General features: G+C 58.0%; 13 protein-coding genes and 1 pseudogene. 5 read left to right on the top strand and 9 right to left on the bottom strand.

Translation table 11 applies throughout. The features are described from left to right. Nucleotides 1-1,746 carry a penicillin-binding protein 2 gene (locus tag IGS16_RS20280; protein ID WP_297088808.1) on the top strand — a complete coding sequence of 582 codons (1,746 nt, stop codon included), beginning with the start codon at nt 1-3 and terminating at the stop codon, nt 1,744-1,746. Nucleotides 1,747-1,821: 75 nt separating this feature from the next. Here the strand turns inward: IGS16_RS20280 and IGS16_RS20275 are convergent, their stop codons facing one another. Next, the gene (locus IGS16_RS20275; protein ID WP_297088582.1) at nt 1,822-3,249 is read right to left on the bottom strand and encodes an ABC transporter substrate-binding protein; all 1,428 of its coding nucleotides are present in this window, start codon (nt 3,247-3,249) and stop codon (nt 1,822-1,824) included. 488 nt (nt 3,250-3,737) lie between these two features. On the opposite strand from IGS16_RS20275, the gene IGS16_RS20270 reads away from it, so the two are divergent. Then, entirely contained in the window at nt 3,738-4,886 is a 1,149-nt protein-coding gene (locus IGS16_RS20270) for a DUF1517 domain-containing protein (RefSeq protein ID WP_297088580.1), read from the top strand. A 40-nt stretch (nt 4,887-4,926) separates the two neighbouring features. On the opposite strand, the gene IGS16_RS20265 is transcribed toward IGS16_RS20270, so the two are convergent. The 4 genes from IGS16_RS20265 to IGS16_RS20250 all read right to left on the bottom strand — a co-directional run bounded on the left by IGS16_RS20265 (nt 4,927) and on the right by IGS16_RS20250 (nt 10,597). Then, on the bottom strand, nt 4,927-8,346 hold the full coding sequence (locus tag IGS16_RS20265; RefSeq protein ID WP_297088578.1) for a UvrD-helicase domain-containing protein: 3,420 nt from the start codon (nt 8,344-8,346) through the stop codon (nt 4,927-4,929). A 318-nt stretch (nt 8,347-8,664) separates the two neighbouring features. Then, nucleotides 8,665-9,039 (bottom strand): DUF2237 domain-containing protein, encoded by a 375-nt coding sequence (locus IGS16_RS20260; protein WP_297088576.1) that lies wholly within the window; start codon nt 9,037-9,039, stop codon nt 8,665-8,667. Nucleotides 9,040-9,244: 205 nt separating this feature from the next. Further along, nucleotides 9,245-10,201 (bottom strand): agmatinase, encoded by a 957-nt coding sequence (gene speB / locus IGS16_RS20255; RefSeq protein WP_297088574.1) that lies wholly within the window; start codon nt 10,199-10,201, stop codon nt 9,245-9,247. Between the two features lie 165 nt (nt 10,202-10,366). Next, complete coding sequence (locus IGS16_RS20250; RefSeq protein WP_297088572.1) at nt 10,367-10,597, bottom strand: hypothetical protein; 231 nt, start codon at nt 10,595-10,597, stop codon at nt 10,367-10,369. 414 nt (nt 10,598-11,011) lie between these two features. Between IGS16_RS20250 and IGS16_RS20245 the strand changes: the two genes are divergently transcribed. Further along, on the top strand, nt 11,012-11,788 hold the full coding sequence (locus IGS16_RS20245; RefSeq protein WP_297088570.1) for an ABC transporter ATP-binding protein: 777 nt from the start codon (nt 11,012-11,014) through the stop codon (nt 11,786-11,788). 874 nt (nt 11,789-12,662) lie between these two features. Beyond that, nucleotides 12,663-14,777: a hypothetical protein gene (locus IGS16_RS20240; protein WP_297088568.1), complete on the top strand. Its 2,115-nt coding sequence runs from the start codon at nt 12,663-12,665 to the stop codon at nt 14,775-14,777. A gap of 5 nt (nt 14,778-14,782) precedes the next feature. Here IGS16_RS20240 and IGS16_RS20235 read toward each other — a convergent pair whose 3' ends face one another. The 3 genes and pseudogenes from IGS16_RS20235 to IGS16_RS20225 form a co-directional block, all read right to left on the bottom strand. Beyond that, complete coding sequence (locus tag IGS16_RS20235) at nt 14,783-16,432, bottom strand: glycoside hydrolase family 3 N-terminal domain-containing protein (RefSeq protein WP_297088566.1); 1,650 nt, start codon at nt 16,430-16,432, stop codon at nt 14,783-14,785. A gap of 261 nt (nt 16,433-16,693) precedes the next feature. Continuing rightward, nucleotides 16,694-17,062 (bottom strand): annotated as a pseudogene (gene rbfA / locus IGS16_RS20230) (30S ribosome-binding factor RbfA); the annotation flags it as partial. A gap of 90 nt (nt 17,063-17,152) precedes the next feature. Next, nucleotides 17,153-17,347, bottom strand: coding sequence for a DUF751 family protein (locus tag IGS16_RS20225; protein ID WP_172354367.1), 195 nt, complete (start codon nt 17,345-17,347; stop codon nt 17,153-17,155). A gap of 96 nt (nt 17,348-17,443) precedes the next feature. Here IGS16_RS20225 and IGS16_RS20220 point away from each other — a divergent pair, with 96 nt between their 5' ends. Continuing rightward, entirely contained in the window at nt 17,444-18,274 is an 831-nt protein-coding gene (locus IGS16_RS20220) for a DNA adenine methylase (RefSeq protein WP_297088564.1), read from the top strand. A gap of 534 nt (nt 18,275-18,808) precedes the next feature. Here the strand turns inward: IGS16_RS20220 and moeB are convergent. Then, nucleotides 18,809-19,984: a molybdopterin-synthase adenylyltransferase MoeB gene (moeB, locus tag IGS16_RS20215; protein WP_297088562.1), complete on the bottom strand. Its 1,176-nt coding sequence runs from the start codon at nt 19,982-19,984 to the stop codon at nt 18,809-18,811. Between the last annotated feature and the right edge of the window lie 58 nt (nt 19,985-20,042).

Raw genomic sequence — 20,042 nt, 5'->3', positions numbered from 1 at the left:
GTGCGTCTGCGTCGGGTCGATCCTGCCAGCCACCCCTCGGCAGCGCGGATGCTGGTGGTGTGGGGCGTGTTGACCCTTGGCGCAGTGGGGCTGACGGCAAACCTGTTTCGCTTGCAGGTGCTCCAGGCAGAGGTGCTATCCAGCCGCGCCCAGGCTCAGCAGACGGTGAGGCTACAGCCGATTCTGCCGCGCCGTCCAATTGTTGATCGCCAGGGCACGTCGCTGGCGGTGGATCGGCTGGTTTATATGCTCTACGCCCATCCCAAGCTGTTCAAAAAGTCCAAGGATGAGGTGGCCGAGGCGATCGCCCCCATCCTCAACCAACCCTCTGTGGAACTTGCCAATCTGTTTGATCAGCAGGAAAGTGGCATTGAAATTAGTTTTGGTCTATCGGAAGATGCCGCCGACCGAATTCGGGCCCTGCGGCTGGACGGGCTGGAACTGCTTCCCCGCCAGCAGCGCTTCTACCCACAGCAAGACCTGCTGGCGGAAGTGGTGGGCTACGTCAACCTGGATCGAGAAGCGCAGGCAGGCGTGGAGTATACCCAGCGGGCAGCCCTAGAGCGGTCAAACCAGGTGGCCCGCTTTTTGCGCGGCGGAAAGGATCTCGTAAAACCCGGCGAAATTCCCAGCTATGTGCTAAAGCAAGACGATCTGCGGCTGCAACTGACGGTGGATCGGCGGCTTCAGCAGGCAGCCCGCACAGCCCTCAAGCAAAAAATGACCGAATTTGGCGCAAAGCGGGGCGCAGTGCTGGTGATGGAGGTGCAAACGGGGGCGCTGCGGGTGATGGCGACGGAGCCATCCTTCGACCCCAATCAGTATTACACCTACCAGATGGATCAGCTCCGCAACTGGCTGCTGACTGACCCCTACGAACCGGGATCGACCTTTAAGCCGATTAACGTGGCGATCGCCCTAGAAGCCGGCACCGTCCGCCCCAACGACAGCTTTTATGATGAAGGGCGGATCTACATCGGCCCCTGGCCAATTCAGAACAGCGACGGCGCGGCGCGGGGTTCCCAAACCGTCGGGGAAATCGTCGCCCACTCCAGCAACGTCGGCATGGTGCGAATCATGCAAACGCTGAAGCCGGAGGTTTATTACGACTGGCTGGCAAAGATCGAACTGGCCAAGCCCACAGGGATCGATCTGCCGTTTGAAACAGCCGGCCAGTTGAAAAAACGGGATCAGTTCCTGGGCGATCCGGTGGAGGTGGCGGTGACTGCTTTTGGGCAAGGCTTTAGCCTAACTCCGGTGCAACTACTGCGGCTGCAAGGGGCGATCGCCAACGGCGGTTTCCTGGTCACCCCCCACGTCGTCGAAGGGCTGTTTGACAGCAGCGGCAAACCCCACTGGCAGCCCCAATACGCGCCGCCCAAGCAGGTTTTCTCGCGTGAAACGGCGCAAGCGGTGCTGGACATGATGGAAAAGGCTGTCGAAGAAGGCACAGGCACGCCCGCGCAGATTCCTGGCTATCGCATTGCTGGCAAAACGGGGACAGCTCAAAAAGCCAGCGCCACGGGCGGCTACGACAACGTTGCCCGCATTACCAGCTTCGTCAGCCTGTTTCCGGTTGAGGCTCCCCGCTATGCGGTGCTGGTGGTCATCGACGAACCCCAAGGGGACAATGCCTACGGCTCTACCGTTGCCGCGCCGATTGCCCGCGATGTCATGGAAGCCCTGATTCGCATTGATCTAATTTCGCCCAGCAAGGCTCCAGATACGACGGTGGTAGAGGAGTGATGGAGGGGGCAAAGGGGAGAGGAGAGGGAAGAACGAAGAACGAAGAGGGAAGAACGAAGAACGAAACAAACCCTCTCATGGCTGAGAGATAGGATAGAAGCTATATCCAAACTGGGACTGACTGGGGACGATTTCTACCAGTTGCATGGCTTGGTTGCGATCGCCCGATGGCAGGAATCGCACCACACCCGTCGCCCCTTCAATGGTTTCGTTGTTGGAGCGTAGGGCTTCGGCAATGGCGGCACGGTTGCTTCCGGCAATGGAGATGGCATTTAGCAGGGCGATCGCCGCATCGTAGGCCATGGCGGTGCGCCAGTTCACGTCGCCCCCCCAATATTGCCGGGAGGAGCGCACAAAGGGCGCATTGGGGTCTGCCAGCAAGATCCACGGCACGGCGACCACCATGCCCACCGCCGACTCGCCGCCGACCTGCAATACGCGGGGATTGTAAAGGCTATCACCCCCCAAAATCGGCAGCCGCCGTCGATTGATGGCCACGACTTGCAGCGCTGGGTCAAGCGTCGCCGTGTTGGCCGCCAGCACCAGCACTTCTGCACCCTGCTGGGCAGCCTGGTCAAACGAAGCCACCGAATCGAACCCCGCCGCCGACAGGTCAAATTCGCCGATCACCTGCCCGCCATCACTAAAGACCGCCGTGGTGAATTCGTTTTTGAGGGACGTGCTGTAGGCGCTTTGGGAATTGTAGAAAACCGCAGCCTGCTGAACGCGCAGCCGCTCCAGCATATATCGAGACAAAGCAGCCGCCGTAAAGCGATCGCTCGGCACGGTGCGAAAGATATACTGCCCAGCGCCCGAAAGCTGAACCGACGTGCTAGTGGGCGAGATCATCACCAGTCGGCCAGCTTCATAAACCGGGGCGGCCGCCAGCGTGGCATCACTGCCAAAGTGCCCGATCACGCCCAGCACCGAGCGATCTTTGACCAGCGCATCCGCCACCTGCGGAGTCACGTCGGGACTGTTGTCGTCGTTGACAATCATCACTTTCACAGGCACACCGTCGATGCCGCCTGCCCGATTCACCTCATCCTGAGCCTGGGCCACGCCCCGCAAGATTTCCAATGCCGAATTTGCAGAGGCAGCGGTGGGCACAGCGACGGCAATGGTGTAGGAATTTTGCTCCCCGATGCGGGCGTTGTTTAGATAAATCAGCGCTTCTGGGTCGTTTCGGTTTGCCTGGAGGGAGGCTTCCAGGTTGGCGATCGCCCCCTGATAGTCTCGATTGGCCAGGGCTTGCACGGCCGCCTGCTTCTGAGGGGAGGCACCTTCGGGAAACAGAAGTTGTGCCCCGGTGCTGAGGCGATCGCCCACGCGCCCAACCCCACTCCCCTGACTAGGGCTGCTGACGGAAGGAGAACCACCCTGCCCGACACCCACGCCACCAGAACCCAGATTTCTGCCAAACCACCAGATTCCAGCACCCAGCAGCAGTGCAGTCACCAGCAGCGACAAAATCAGCGGAAGCGTTTCATTTTTTTGAGACATAGGCGTTTGGGTAGGGCACTCAGCCGCAATACAGCGTTTTTGAAGCTAGTGAGGCACACGGATGGTCAATAAGCCCTTGCCTCGTGAGGGCAGCATGTGCCTCACCCCGCAAGAAAATGCTGCATAACCGCGTAAAATCTATCCTCTTATCAGTTCATACTTATCAGATTACGAGACCTATGACGAATTGGCGGCCGATTCTGCCGGTTCTACAGAAGCAGGCGGCATGAGTAGAGAATTTTGCTCAACACCGCCCGTCGTCACTTGCCTTCATTCTTCCCAAAAGCGCTGCGGATAAAATCGCTGCAAGCCTTCCAGACGCTTTGGCTGGTAATCTAAAATCGCCAATCTAAAATCCAGAATTGACATTAGTTGAGATTACTTGACGTTCTCTCTGGCTCATAGGATTATGCGAGACATCCCAGGCTCCGCGCTTCACTGACTCCCCTCGGCTAGACGCGGCCAAGAATTCGCTGAAGACAAACATCATGGCTAAACACATGGCCCGGTTTCGCAAGATTCGCCAGACGGTTCAACTTGGCGCAACGACGCTGCTGGCGCTGGCGCTGGTCAATGGCCTAAGCATAGACAGGACAGGCGGGCTAAGCGGGCGAGAATTTCTAACGGGCAATCCCCTGCGGCAGGGCTTTGCTCGACGCGCGGAGGCGGCTTCGGGCGGTCGCTATCGCGGCGGCACATTCAACCGTCCATCGGGCGGCGGCTCGTCTGGCGGCGGCTATTCTGGTGGGGGGTATTCCGGCGGCGGCTATTCCGGTGGTGGCTATTCTGGGGGCTACGGCGGCGGCTACACCTCGCCCGACTATTTCCCGGTGCCAGGACGCTACTATCCGCCGCCCGGCCCCATCTACATTCCGTCCAATCGGCCACCCGTGATCGTTGCCCCCGGCGGCGGCTATGTCACGCCCGTTGGCGGCGGGGGCGGGGGCGGGCTGTTTTTGCTGTTTTTCCTGCTGCCTGCGGGGCTGATGATTTTTTCGACAGTGATGTCGGCCATGCAGCGCACGGGGCGATCGCGCATTCCGGCGGCTCGTCCGGGGCGTGGCGAACTGGAGAACGACATCGTGACGGTGACGCTGCTCCAGGTGGCGCTGTTGTCACAGGCGCGATACATCCAGGAGCGGTTGAATCAGTTGGTGGCGGGCATCAACACAGACACGAAGGCAGGGCTGTCGGAGGCGCTGCGAGAAACGGTGCTGGTGCTGTTGCGATCGCCCGAAAACTGGACCCACGCCCGCGCCCTATCCAAGACCGTTTCCAGCCGTGAGGAAGCCGCCCGCCTGTTTGAGCAGTGGTCCATCGAAGAACGGGGCAAATTCACCTCCGAAACCCTGGTGAACGTGGGCGGCAAAATTCGCCGACAGCCGCTTGACCTTAACCCCAACGACGACCCCGCCGCCTACATCGTGGTCACGCTAATCGTCGGCACAGAGGACGATCGCCCCCTGTTCGGCCCCATCCACACGGTCGAGGAACTGAAGCTTGCCCTGCGCCGCCTGGGGGCCATTCCGCCCGAATATCTCGCCATCTACGAACTGCTGTGGACTCCCCAAGACCCCACCGACAGCCTCAGCCGCGAGGAACTGCTGATGGGCTATGCCGATATGGTGCAGGTTTAGGGTTTAGCAGGTCGAGGGATTCGGTAATCAGATAAAGGGATTAAATAACTCGCTGCAAGGTTGTGATCTTCGGGTCAATGATCTTCTGCCCCTGACCGGGGAACTTGATGGCAAGGCAAATCTTGTTGCCTGCGCCGAAGATGTGAGTCACTTGGCCCGCGCCGTAGGCCTTGTGAACGACGCGATCGCCCACTTTCCAATCGTCTGCATGGGTGTTGGGCAAGCTTTCTTGGGCCCGCTTTGCCTTCACCTCGCGGATGGGAGTCGCCATTTTTTTGGGCAATGCGCCCACCGCGCTGGTCAGCAGCAGTTCTTTGGGCAGTTCTGCCAAAAACAGCGACGGTGCGGCGGGTTCCCGCGTGCCATACAGTCGCCGCTCGCGGGCATAGCTGATGAACAAACGCTCCTTGGCGCGAGTAATGCCGACATAGCAGAGGCGGCGCTCTTCCTCCAGCGAGGCGGGGTCTTCCATCGAGCGGAAGTTGGGGAACAGACCTTGCTCTACGCCAACGAGAAACACCACGGGAAACTCCAGACCCTTGGACGAATGCAGCGTCATCAGCGACACCTGGCGCTGGTCTTCCTTGGTGTTGTCTAGGTCAGAGGCGAGGGAGGCATTGGCCAAAAACATCAGCAGCGTCGCCCCTTCGTTCTCTTCCTCAAATTGCAGCACCGCGTTATAGAGTTCCTGCACGTTTTGCAGGCGATCGTCCGCTTCGTCCGTGCCCTGCGCCTTCAGGTCTGCCACATAGCCCGAATCCTCCAGCACGCCCTGCACAATTTCCGCAGGCGGCGTGTCTTCTAGCTTCGCTTGCCAGGTCTGGATGATGTTGGCAAAACTGCTGACCGCCTTGGCAGAGCGCCCCGCCAGCGTGCTGACCAGGGTTTCATCCGTCAGCACTTCCCAGAGCGTGCGATCGAGGTCGCGGGCGGCCGCTTCCAGCCGATCGATCGTGGTCTTGCCGATGCCGCGCCGGGGCGTGTTGATGACGCGCTTGAGGCTCACGGTGTCTTGCGGATTGGCGATCGCCCTCAAGTACCCCAGCACGTCCTTGATTTCCTTGCGGTCATAGAACCGCAGCCCGCCGACGATGTTGTAGGGAATGCCGTAGCGCCCCAAAAATTCCTCAAACGCCCGCGACTGCGCGTTCGTGCGGTAGAGAATTGCAAAGCTGCCCCAGTGCAACTCCGGGTTATTTTGCTCCAACTGGCGAATCTGGTCGATCACGAATCGCGCCTCGTCGGTTTCATCTTCCGCCCGAAACAGAAAAATCGACTCGCCCGCACCCCGCGTCGCCCGCAGCACCTTGTCAATCCGCTCGGTGTTGTTTTCAATTAGCTCATTAGCTGCTTCCAGAATGTTCGCCGTCGAGCGATAGTTTTCCTCTAGCTTTACCATCGTCCGCGTGTCGTCATCCGGCAGTCCGTCGCCAAAGTCGTCCTGAAACTCCAGCAAAATCCGAAAATCCGCCGCCCGGAACGAGTAAATCGAGTTGTGAACCAGAACCCCATTCGCAACATAGTTATGACGCTGATCAATCTCCAGGTCATACACCACACCGCTATAGTCCTCCTGCCAAACTCGGCTCACGGGCACATCCTCTAGTTTCCCGTCTACTTCCAGCAGCACCCTCATGCCGACGTGTAAATGCGACAGCGGCATGAAGTCATAGATTTGCCCTGAAATTTGGGCCCGGCGACGAACCTCAAGTTGTCCTGCCGCTGCCACCGACTTCGCTAGAGCTACTGCTTCTCGATAAGAGGCCCGCGCCGTCTCAAATCGATAGGTTCCGGGCAACTTTCCTGCCCGAATTGGTACTCCTGCTGCGGTTAAATGTTCGGCAATGTCCAGCCGATTAGACGACCACTGGAGACGATGGTCAGATTTGATGGGCGATCGCTCATTTCTTACATTCCCAAACATCGTCAGGTTCAGGGTTTGTCGCCGCAACCCGTTTTGCGGGCGATAGTGCGGAAACTCGGGATGCAGCCAAAGGTCTTGCATCAACCGATGAGCATTGCCAATCGTGTCGATTTCCTGAAACAGCTTGAAAATTAGGTCATCTGAAATTCTGAGCTTGCGGCCAACACTGTGAAATACCATCGTTGGCAAGCCGTACTGAGCCGCAAAATACGCCTCATAGTACACTGCTTCTTCATAGCTATCGGTTGCCTTCAGAACCCAGAGCTTATCAGCACCTTCTTGCGCCACGCGCACCTTAAAACCAATTTCCTCCCGACCATAATCATTCTGTCGTCGTCCAGTCGTAATGCCGATCCGGTATCCCCGGTCTGCCCGATACATCAGGTACACGTAGTACCGATCGTCAAGCGGCACTGCCCGCCCCAACAAAATGTGATGGGGTGTTCCCTTTAGCACCTGACCGCCCGCCTCGATACACCACAAGCTGCCCTGAAACTGGCTTTTATGAATGTGAGTGATGACTCCAGGACAGAGATCTGTCTGTCCCCCAGTTGCTAGGACGGTGTCTCCTAGTTTCAAGTGTTCAACCGCAACCAAGCCATCTGGGGTTAACACTCGGGTTCCTGGCGGCAAGCATTGGTCTGCATCACCGACAACAAATACAGAACGGTATTCCCAGTCTTTGAAATTTTCCGTCTCTTCGCCGTTCGTCACCAATAACCGAATCAGGTCATACTGCGTGCGGTTCGTATCCTGATACTCATCCACCAGGATGTGTCGGAAGCGTTTGTGCCAGTATGCCAAAACCTGTTCATTTTGGCGGAATAACTGCACGGGAATCAGGATCAAATCGTCGAAGTCAAGCGCGTTGTTTGCCGCGAGTGCTTTTTGATATTCTGCATACACATTGGCGATCGTGCGGCCGCGAAAGTTGGGCTGTTCCCGTTCTAGGTCAGCGGGCGACCAGCCCTGGTTTTTGGCATTGCTAATGGCGTAACGGACAGAGCGCGGGTCAAATTTCTTGTCATCCAGATTGAGCTGATTGATGACAATATCCTTCACCAATGCCTGCGCGTCGGATTCGTCAAAGATGGAAAAATTGCGGTTCCAGGAATAGCCGCCGGGATGCTGAAACTTTTCAATGTCAAATCGCAAAATGCGGGCACAGAGTGCATGAAACGTGCCGATCCACAGGTCTTTAGTAATCGTTTTATAAACAAAAGATTTCAGCCGCGTTTGCTCATGTTCGGGCAGTGCCTCCAGCGGCTTACCGTGCTTGCTCTGAGCCTCGCGCTCAGCAAACAGCTTTTCAATCCGCTCCTTCATTTCGCGGGCGGCTTTGTTGGTAAACGTCACCGCCAGAATATTTTCCGGGTCTACCCGATGGGTCAGCACCAGGTTGGCGATGCGGTAGGTCAGCGCCCGCGTTTTGCCAGAGCCAGCGCCCGCCACCACCAGCAGCGGCCCACAGTAATGCTCGACGGCACGGCGCTGGGACGGATTGAGGTGGGCGAGGAAGTCGGCGGTTTTGGGCATGGGGTGAGGAAGGGAGAGCAGGGGAAGCAGAATGCTGGAGGTCAGGAAATGCCAGGATGGAGCAGGGTTAACTCTAATATTCCAACCCCTTTCAACCCCGGATCTAACGCATTTTCTAACGTATTTAATGATTAACCATTCTGACCTGATTCGTGAAACTTCATTGTAGAAGCTTCAGGTTTGAGCGCGGGCGATCGCCCCTAATCCTAACTCCCCAATGGCGCGACGAGTAAAACTGCCAGAAGCGCCAACGAGGTTCGCCTGGCCATCTAAAATCGCAAATCCAAAATCGCAAATCGATATCGGCCAAACGCCCTATCACCCCGCCAAATCCAGCGCATGTTGTTCTAGCTCTGCCATCGACACATACTCCAGCGCCGAAGCATGAGTCGCAGCTAGCACAACGGGCGGCGCAACGCCAGCATCCAGCGCTTCCTTCCAGCGAGAAGCACACAGACACCAGCGATCGCCCGGTTTCAGACCAGGAAAATCGTAAGCGGGCACAGGCGTACACAGGTCATTGCCCCTGGCTTTGGTGTAGTCGAGAAATTCCTGCGTCACCTCAGCACACACGACATGCGCCCCAAAATCGCCCGCCCCCGTGCTGCAACAGCCATCCCGATAAAAACCCGTCATTGGCGAAATCGAGCAAACCTCCAGCTTGGTGCCCAGCACATTTCTTGCGTCTGCCATGAATTCCCCTTGCGCCAAATTCTGCGCTAAATTCAAAGACTGCAAAAGAGCAGCAGCAATACTGCTACCCTTTGTAGCCTACGGTTTGTAGAAACGAGCGTCAATCTGGCGGCTCAGGCGGAGTGCGAGATTGACTCCGTGAGGGTAGAGCAGCAGTCCTAAAGTCAGCATCGAAGGGCTGAACACCAGCCCCCAATCCTGCAAACTAGCGCTTCGACAGCGCCACCAGCGACAGGAACTCGTAGCCGATTTGTGCGCCGAGGTGGGCCGTCACCTGGGAATGATCCATCGCCGGCAGCACTTCTACCACGTCGCCGCCGACCCAGGTGAGTCCCGTGCAGGCTCGCAGATAGCCAAGTCCCTGAAAGCTGGTGGGGCCCCCAACTTCGGGTGTGCCTGTACCAGGCGCAAAGGCGGGGTCAAAAAAATCCACATCGAAGGAGAGAAACGCCTTGCGATCGCCCACCTTTTCCCGCACCAGCGCCCCAATTTCCTCCGGCGTGTGGCGCATTAGCTGCGTGGTGGTCAGCACGGTGAATCCAGCGCGGCGCGGCGCATCCAGGTCGTCGGAATCGTAGAGCGGGCCGCGCATTCCCAGTTGTACCGACGCTTCGGGAACGATTAGCCCTTCCTCGACGGCGCGGCGAAACGGCGTGCCGTGGGTGTACTTGTGTCCAAAGTAGCTGTCCCAATAGTCGCCATGCGCGTCGAAATGCACCAGCGCCAGCGGCCCATGAACCGCAGCCAGCGCCCGCAGTTCTCCCAGCGCCACGCTGTGATCGCCGCCAATGCTGAGCGTCACCACGCCCGCTTGGGCGAGGGGTTGGATCGTGCGGGCGATCGCCCCCAGGCTATCTTCAATAAACCCTGGCACCACGGGCGCATCACCGTAGTCCACACAGGACAGTGTTTCAAACACCATCACGTCTAGCTCAGGGTTGTAGGGCCGCAGCAGCGCCGACGCGCCGCGCACTGCCTCCGGCCCAAACCGCGCCCCCACCTTGAACGTCGCCCCCGTATCGAACGGCAGCCCGACAATGGCCACATCCACATCCGCTGGATCTTGCACGTAGGGCAGTCGGGCAAAGGTGCGAACCCCCGAAAAACGCGGCGATTCGAGCGAGTTGGCAGGCTGATAGCGGGGCGGCTTGAGAGAAGGCATGGGAAAAGCAGCAGGTAGAAGACAGATGGCAAGCGGGAACGCATCCTGACCAAGCCAAGGTGCGATCGCCCGTATAGCCAGTGCTTCTATTCTGATACAGGTCTGATCAAGGTTGCTGGAGTATTTGGAGGGCTGGAGTGAGCGACCCCCACCCCCCGCCATCTCTTAGCGCCGCGAGGTATCTCTTGGCAGGTCAATCCGGTCGATGGGCATAATGGGACGAATCAGGTCAGACCGCTGCACCGTTTGCGCTGAATCCAGCCGAGCAGCAAGCTGAACCGGACGGGCGATCGCCGCTCCTTGCAAACTGATGAAAACCGCAGCAGCGTAGGTGAGCCGGACACCAAACCGCACACCGAGCTGCACACCGAACCGCACACCAGAGTCACGTTTCATGGGTCGGATTCCTCTCAAAAATAAATGCACCAAAAAAATGCGCCAAAAAAATGCGCCAAAAAGATCGGCTCTCAATGCAACCAGATGTAATACAATTCACCACAAAGGAACTACAGTCCGTACCTTCTCAGCCTATCGATTCCCCCCAACAGGCACACTTCCCCCATCGGGTACTTTTTAGGGCAGCTACATAGGGGCGATGATTGCAGCCACTCCTTGCAAACGCAAATCGCAAACGCAAATCGCAAACGCGAGCTACAAAATACAAAACAGGTCATACAATCTGCTTGCAAGCTCCCAACGATTCATTACGAGCCAGATCTGGAAATTTGTAAATTCGCGAGAATATGGGCGTGAGGAGCATTTAGGCAGTTTATTCACGACAGATTCAGTTGCGACGAGGAAAGCTGGGTTATGCTGCTTCGACTTGCCAAATCCGCTGCCGGGTCAGCGCTATCCTTCAGGGCTGACAGTGCCGCGATCGCCCCTTCGCTGACCACGCCTCAGGTGGCGACCTCTCCAGTGGCGATCGCCCTGCGCGACATCGATCTGGTGTTTCACAGCGAAGGCGAGCCGTTCCAGGCGCTTCGGCAGATCAATTTGGAGGTTCCCTGTGGCTCTGTGCAGTTGATTATGGGCCCGGCGGGCGCAGGCAAAACCACACTGCTGCAAGTTGTAGCCGGCCTGCTCTCGCCCACCGCAGGGCAGGTCGAACTGCTGGGCACCAATCTGACCCAGTTGCCCCGCGCCGCCCAGGCCCACTTCCGCAATCGGCATCTCGGCATTGTGTTTCAGGATTACAACCTGCTTCGTAGCCTGACGGCGCTGGAAAATGTAGAACTGGCGCTAAATCTCAAGGGAATTTTCGGCCCAGAAGCCCGCACCGAAGCGCGATCGCTCCTCAATGCCGTCGGCCTAGAGAACCGCGCAAACGTCCTGCCCCGGCAGCTTTCGGGCGGGCAGCAGCAGCGGGTCGCCGTGGCGCGGGCGCTGGTGGGCCGCCCCGACCTGATTATTGCCGATGAGCCGACTTCGGCGCTGGATTCGGCCAACGGGCGCAAGGTCATGGAGTTGCTCTGTCGGCTGGCGCGAGAGCAAGGCAGCACCGTGCTGATCGCCACGCACGACCCCCGCGTGATGGAATTTGGAGATGCGATCGCCCACCTCGAAGATGGTCAAATTCGGGCGTAAGAAACCTTCCGAAAAACCTTGAGAAAGGCGTAGAAAAATGACCAGGACATACCCAGACAATTGACAATCTGGCACATAGAAAGAATCTATTTTATGAATTCTAAGTCCTGTTAAAGAGTGGCATTTCATTCCACAATTCCAGACCTTTTTATGACCCGTCTGGAAAAGTGAGCATTTTCTGGAATACCAGAAATGAGGCGTGTTTTATTGTCTTGGCAGGGCACATCCCAGTTCTGCAAGTTTGCCCTCATCCCCCAGCCCCTTCTCCCAAAATAGGGAGAAGGGGAGCCGGATTGGAAGTCCCTCTCCCGCTTTGGGAGAGGGATTTAGGGTGAGGGTTACAAAAGTGGGATGCACCTCTTGGCAGGTTTGAGCCAGCCCTGGGCAGACTAGGAAATCACAACCAGTCTGCACTGCTGAAAACAGCCCAGGCTTTGCTGCTGAATCTCTAAATTCTGCCAGGTTGCGTTTTCTAGCCTGCACTAAAGCAGCGCAAAGGGAGCAGCGCAAAAGGCTCCACTTAGCGCTGTCATTCGCTATTGGAAACAAATTCCAATACGTTTCAAAAAATGATTCGGAGCAGGATGTCTTGAGCGTTTGCCTGACAATATCTTTGGAAACGTTTTGGGAATGTCTTTGAAATTTTATGAGTAAGCTTTCGATTCTAAGTCATCATTCAACCCCTCTGCAATTGCCCTTTTTTCAATCCTTTAGAAGGCTCAAAGCCAGCGGATTTTTGTTGATTTTAGTGTTTGGAAATTGGCACGGAATAGCTATCTCCCCAGCGCAGGCCCAGCCGCAGGCTGCCCACACTGCCGTCCCGCTTTGCCAGCAAGAACAAGAAGCGGAGAGCGAGCGCCAACTTTTTAGCCGGATGCGCCGCCTGGAAGCAGATTTGGCAGCCGAACGGCTAGAGGCCGCCAGCGACCAGATGATTGCCCTACTAAAGTTGACTGGCAGCCCGCCCGCAACCCAAAAAGCGCTGCGGCTAGCGGGTTTGATTACCGAAGAGCAGGGCTACGGTTCCAATCCCTGGCGAACCCTGATCCAAAAGGCTGACGAGCGCGACCAGCCTGGTTTGGTGTTGCCCATGCTAGCAGAAGCCGTGCGGGAAACGCGGACACTGGGCGCAGGCTACAGCTTTTTGAAATCGCAAATCCTGCTGGCGATCGCCCGTGATTATCTGACTCTCGACCAGTTGGAGGCGGCCAGCGCAACCCTAGAACTGGCGGCTCAGGCGGTGCAGACGGTGCAAGGCGACGAGTTTAAGGTCAACGCGCTGGTGCCGATTGCCGATACAGCGGTGTCTGCCGGTCAGGTAGACCGGGCGATCGCGCTGCTGAATCAGGCAAACCGTCACGCCAGCGCAATCGTTCACCCAGACCCCACCCGCCGCAGCAGCGCCCTGGCCAAAGTCGCGGCCAGCTATGCCAGGGCTGGGCAAATTACCCTAGCACAGCAAATCGCCCAGCGCCTTATCGACGTGCCCTATGCCCAGGGGCAGGCCAAGCTGGAGATTGTGCGGATGCAACTGACGCAAAGCCAGTGGGAGTCCGCAGCGGTCACCGCGCGGGGCATTGCCGACCCCAGCGCGAGGGCGATCGCCCTGGCAGAGGTCGCCAGTGCCTACACTGCTCGCAACCGGGCCGAGGGCGAGGCGCTGTTTCAGGAAGCCGTGGCTGTCGCAAAATCGCTCAATGGTAGCGAATTTACGCTAGGAATAGTGGCCAAAATCTACGCGGGCGTTCGCATCGACTCGGCACTGGCGGTAGCGCAGGAAATGACGAGTGCTGAGGAGCGATCGAGCGTGCTGACCAACCTGGCGCTGCGACTCTGGGCAAAACGCCAGACAGACCAGGCAGAAGCCGTAATGCAGCAGGTGGAGGCCGCGCTGCGACAGGTTCCGTCTGATTGGCAAGCCTTTCAGGTTCGCTACCTGGTGGATTGGGCGATCGCCATTGCAGCCTATGACCCCGCTATCCGCATCGCCACTGCGCCGACCGATCCATTTTTAGCGGGCGATCGCGATATTGTTCTCTTGCTGATTGTGCAGCGGGCTGCCGAGCAACAAGCCCTAGCCGCCGCAGACCAAGCATGGATGAAGATTGCGCCGGAAAATCTGGAGATTCGCAGCCAGGCTATGATGGCGCTGGCAACGGCCTATGTCAACGCGAACCAGGCAGACCGGGCGCTGGAATTGCGACAGGCGGTTCACCCAACCGATGGGCTAACACAGGTGCGGCTGACGGCGGCGATCGCCCGTCAACTGCTGCTCACGGGCAATATTGACCCGGCCACGGACTTGTTTGACGAGGCGCGAACCACTGCCGCCGCGCTGACGACCCCGATCGATCGCCTGCAAGCGGCCGCGGCAGTGGCGCTGGAAGTCGCCAATGCCCGCCAGCCCGTGGATACCGCCATGATCGACCTGGTTCGGCGCAGCGCGGTTGAAATCAACGACTTTTCGACCAGCAGCTATTACCTGTGGTCGCTAGTGGAGCAAACCGTGGCCCTGCGCCATTTCGATCTGGCCTTGCAGCTTGCCCTGGCCACGCCCGACCCTGACCGTCGAGAGATGTCGCTGGGAACGGTGGCCGAGGCTGCTCTGCGGGACGGGCACACCGATCTGGTGCTAAAGATTATCGACCACAGCCGCACGCCCGAAATCCGCGTTGGGTTGCTGCTGTCTTTGGTGGAGCGGGCCCGCCAGGACGGCCAGCCGCAGCAGGCGATCGCCCATCTGGCCCGCGCCCTAGAACTCGCCCGCACGATTCCCGACCCCGAAATTCGCACCTTCACCTTTGGCAACGAGGGCGGCACAGTTGTAGACGACGACCGCGATCGCGCCAGTGCCTACGAGGCGATCGCCATCCACTATGCCCAACTGGCTCGTCAGGCAGAGGCGCTGCGGGTGGCCGGGCTGATTCAAAATCCTCAGGAACGCAATCGGGTAAGACGGCGGGTGCTGTGCTACGGGACGCGGGCGTAACGAGTTCAATCCGCTGGCAGCAAGGTTTGCAGGGCGATCGCCTGGGCCTGCGCCATCTGCCCATAGGTGAAGACATAGGGCACCTCGGCGGGCAACTGTGGCAAAAACTGCTCCAGGATATACGGACTGCCGTAGAACACCAGCCCCGCCAACTGCTCCGTGTCTCGCAAATGCCGAAACCACACTGCTGCAAGCTGGCTCAGGCCGGCGCTGCCGCGAAACGGATTGCCCCGCACAAACAGTTGCAACAGCGTGGGTATTGGCGACGGCTCTGAAACCACCAAACTGCTGGGCGTGTGTTCATCGATGATTTCCACTCGAAAGCCGCGCTGTTTGGGGAGGGCGATCGCCGGAGCGGTGCGGTTCAGAAACTCACGCTCTAGCACGTCATCCAGCACAATCAGCGTGCGGCGCGGCTCGGCAAGGGTCAGATCCTGCAACCGAGAGAGGGCAGGCAAATGAACCCGCATCGACGCTTGCAGCAGGTCGGCTGCGAGGCGCTGGGTCTGCGGCTGGGTCAGATGCGCCAGCAGCGGCTCGATCTCCAGCCCGGCCGGAGCCAGATTTTCCCAGGCGTGGGACGTGCCGCCCGTGGGCATCTTAGGACGCAGTTTGCTCTTGGCCTGCTGAATGCGGGCGAGGGAGTCCTGAATTCGCTCTGGAGCAATGCGGCCCGACGCAACCGCATCGCACACGGCCCGAATTGTGCCTTCGGGGTCAGCAGGCATCAGCAAAATGTCGGCTCCGGCTTCGACCGCCAGCACGGCAGCTTCGTTGGGGCCGTAGTGGTGGGCGATCGCCCCCATCACCAGCGCATCGGTAGACACCAGCCCATCAAAGCCTAGGCGATCGCGCAGGTGCCCGGTCAAAATGCGGCGCGACAGCGTGGCGGGCCACTGCTCATCCAGCGCCGGAATCAGCAGGTGGGCACTCATGACGGAATCCACGCCCTGGGCGATCGCCGCCTGGAACGGCGGAAATTCGATCTGCTCCAGCCGGGCCAGCCCGTGGGGAATCAGGGGCAAATCCAGGTGCGAGTCGGTGGCGGTGTCGCCGTGGCCAGGAAAGTGCTTGGCGCAGGTCAGCACGGGAAACCGCTGTGCGCCCCGAATGAAGGCGGTGGCCAGCTTGCTGACGATCTCTGGCGTATCGCCAAAGGCCCGCACGTTGATCACCGGATTCGCCGGGTTGTTGTTCACATCCACCACTGGAGCCAGCACCCAGTTGATGCCCACGGCAAGGGCTTCCTGCGCTAGGGCCGCGCCCATCGCCTCGGCATCGCGCAGGGCCGCAGGCAAGTCTCGTTGGGCAAGTTCACCCAGCGCCATTGGTGGCGGAAACCAGGTCGCTCCCGCAAATCGCTGCCCCACACCCTCTTCCACATCGGCGGCAATCAGCAGTGGCAACTCTGCTAAGGACTGGAGCCAGTGCGATCGCCCGGCCACCTCCGCCGCACTGCCGCCCAGCAAGATCACACCACCCACGCCCAAATCCTCCACCCAGTAGCGCAGTGTTTCCAGAGGCGGCTCCCAGGCGGGATACTGAATCTGATGGTCAAACCAGTAGCCGGAGGCCCGCACGACCACCATCTGCGCCACCTGCTGCGGCAGCGACAGGTCTTCCCACTGGGGACGAAGCTGGGCGCGAGTCGTCATGAAACCGGGCTAAAAATTGGGCTAATCCTCAGCGCGAATGAGGGAATCGTCCTCATCCTCGTCCAGTTCGTCATCGAGTTCATCGTCGAGTTCGTCGTCCAATTCATCGTCGAACTCGTCATCCAATTCATCGTCCAGTTCGTCGTCGAACTCGTTATCGAGTTCATCCTCTAGTTCGTCATCGAGTTCATCGTCAAATTCATCTTCCGGTTCGTCGGAAGAGTCTGAGTCAGCCCGGCTCTCAGACGACTGGAGGGCTTCCAAAGACTCTGGCTTGCGCTCGGCGCTGAGGCGGTTGAGCAACGACAGAACTTGAGTGCCCCGCTCGATAGAGCGATCTTCCACAAACACAACTTCCGGCGTGCGGCGCAGGCGAATCCGCTGACCCAGCGTGCTGCGGACATAGCCCGTGGCCGACTTTAGCCCCGCCATCGTCTCTGCGCGGGCCTCGTCCGATCCGTAGATGCTGACGAAGATCTTGGCGTGCTGCAAATCGCCCGACACATCAACCTCAGTGACGCTGACCATGCCTACGCCAACGCGATCGTCCTTGATGCCAGAGATCAGGAGTTGGCTCACTTCGCGCTTAATTAATTCTGCGACGCGGGAAACCCGCCGATCGGTTGCCATAGGGTTGCCAAGGAATCAGAGTTCAGGGAGCAGGAATCAGGAGGTATCCGGTGATTGCGACCTAGCGCCCGACACCGAACGGCTGAATCCCTAAAGCTCCAGCATAGCGCGGAGGGTGAAGGCGATGAAGGCAAAGCCAGAGAGGAGGAGGAGAGAAGTGGCGATCGCCGTCGTGGGCCTTTGAAACAGCGGCAGCAGCGGCTTGACGAACGTGTACAGCACGCCCAGCGAAAAGCTAATTAAATAGCGGGGGTAACGAGAAACGTTTGTAAAAAAGTCCTGCATTGGATTTGCAAATAAGAAAATGCGCCGAAATTTTTCTCGTCATCTATTCTAATGGGTAATTTCATCTGTACCCGCACCGTCTCCCCGGATAGTTCCTTGGTTACTAGCGTTCCGCCCACTCTCTTGCCGCGTCCCTTTCTCAAGTGGGCCGGGGGCAAGGGACAACTGATCTCGCAATATCTCCCCTACTTTCCCAATTCGTTTGAAACCTATCACGAGCCGTTTTTGGGGGGCGGCGCGATTTTTTTTCGGCTGCAACCGGCGCGGTCGGTGTTGATGGATATCAACGATGAGTTGGTGAATGTCTATCGCTGTGTGCGCGATCGCGTGATGGATGTGATAGTGCTGCTGGAAGAACACCAGCTTCATCACGGTCAGGACTATTACTATTGGGTGCGGAGCAATCCAGGGAAGACGGATGTGGAGCGGGCGGCACGGCTGATTTACCTAAACCGGACGTGCTTTAACGGGCTGTACCGAGAAAACTCGCGGGGTCAGTTCAATGTGCCGATGGGGCGCTACAAAAACCCCAAGATTTGCCATGTGGATTTGCTGCAAGCAGCGGCGATCGCCCTCCGCCACACCGAGCTATTTGCCCATCCATTTGAGATGGTGCTAGAACACGCCCGCACGCCACAGGATTTTGTCTATCTTGACCCGCCCTACTACCCCATCAGCGCCACCAGCCGTTTTACATCCTATAACCGCTATGCCTTCAACCGAGATGACCAGATTCGCCTGCGGGATGTGTTTGCCGAACTGGCGCGGCGCGGGGTCAAGGCGATGCTATCTAACTCAGACTGCGAGTTTATCCGCGACCTCTACGCCGACTTTCCAACGCACACCATCACCGCTGCCCGCTCGATCAACTCGAACGCCCGCCGCCGGGGCAAGATTACCGAAGTGTTGGTAACTTCTTATCGCTAAATATATCCAGGTTTAAGTTTATACAGCATTTTCTTGCAGGGTGAGGCACAAGCTGCCCTCACGAGGCGAGGGCTTATTGACCATCCGTGTGCCTCACTAGCTTCAAAAATGCTGTAGACAGGTTTAAAAAGGAAAAACGGGGCAAGCCCCCTTAGCCCCGTTTCTCAAACAAGAGGTGCCTGTCATCAGGCAACTGAGAGTTAACCTCTATGCTTCTTAGAATAATCGCTGGAACAGGGCAGACACCTCACCTAGATTGAGTAAAGTGGTCTACCTAGCTTGGACGATACAACTGGGCGACAGGAAGTCATCCAGCAGGAGGAGGGCGCTTGCCTGTAGGGGATCTTCTGAATCAAGCTGGGCATTGCTAGCCACAGGATGCTGAAACATCTACAGGGAGACCAAAGAGACAGGGAGACCAAAGAGATCAACAGAGATCAAAAGCCCTCGAGATCGAATTTAGGAAGTGAAACTCGCTCAGAGAGGCAGTGTTTGCCAGCAGTCCAGACAGCAACACTGCCTCAAATTCGGACTCTAATACTCCGGCACGGAGGGATCAACCTCGCGGCTCCAGGCCGTAATGCCGCCCTTCACATTGATGCCGTCGATCCCGGCCCGCTCTTTTAAAATCGCCAGCGCCTTGGCCGAGCGCCCGCCCATCTTGCAGTGGGCAATCAGCTTGTGCCCGTTCAGCAACTCTTGCACCTTGGCCACGCCGTCGCCGTTTTCGATTTCCGGCAGCGGAATCAGCGTCGTACCGGGAATTCTGGCAATTTCGTATTCATTGGGATTGCGAACATCAATCACCACGTAGCCATCCGCACCGCTGTCGAGCAGTTGCTTTAGCTCAGTCACGGTCATTTCCTGCATTTCAGACTGTTGCTGTGCTTCCATTGCTTTGGCCTGGGGAATTCCACAAAACTCTTCGTAGTCGATCAGTTTCTCAATCACCGGACGCTCTGGATTGGGGCGCAGCTTTAGCTCTCGGAAGGTCATGTTAAGCGCGTTGAACAGCAGCAGCCGCCCGTTCAGGGTTTGCCCCTGCCCCAGAATAATCTTCACTGTTTCCGTCGCCTGGATCACGCCAATAATGCCAGGGAGAATGCCCAGCACGCCACCCTCGGCGCAGGAGGGAACCAGTCCTGGTGGCGGCGGTTCGGGATAGAGGTCACGGTAGTTGGGCCCATCTTCGTAGTTAAACACGGTGGCTTGCCCTTCAAACCGGAAGATAGAGCCGTAGACATTGGGCTTGCCCGACAGCACGCAGGCATCATTCACCAGATAGCGGGTCGGGAAGTTGTCGGTGCCGTCTACCACAATGTCGTAGGGTTCCATAATGCTCAGCGCATTCTCGGAACTGAGGCGGGTTTCGTAAAGATCCACCTGGCAGTAGGGGTTGATTTCCAAAATCCGGTTCTTGGCGGACTGGATCTTGGGCTTGCCGACCCAGGAGGTGCCGTGAATCACCTGTCGTTGCAGGTTGGAATGATCCACTACGTCAAAATCGACAATGCCGATGCGGCCAATACCCGCCGCCGCCAGGTACAGCAGCAACGGGGAACCCAGCCCGCCCGTGCCAATACAGAGGACGCTGGCCGCCTTCAGCCGCTTTTGCCCCTCTACACCGACCTCCGGCAGGATCAGGTGTCTGGAATATCGTTCGTAGTCGTCTTTGGTTAACTGGATCTCGTCCAGATTGGGATTGAGCATAGGGGTTTAGGTATCAGGTTTTAGGGGTTAGGAGTTAGAACAGGATATTAAGGTTTTG

Source organism: Thermoleptolyngbya sp. C42_A2020_037 (assembly GCF_015272455.1).
Classification (GTDB): Bacteria; Cyanobacteriota; Cyanobacteriia; order Elainellales; family Elainellaceae; genus Thermoleptolyngbya.
The sequence above is the reverse complement of the archived record's forward strand: the minus strand, read 5'-3'. Positions and strand labels throughout refer to the sequence as shown.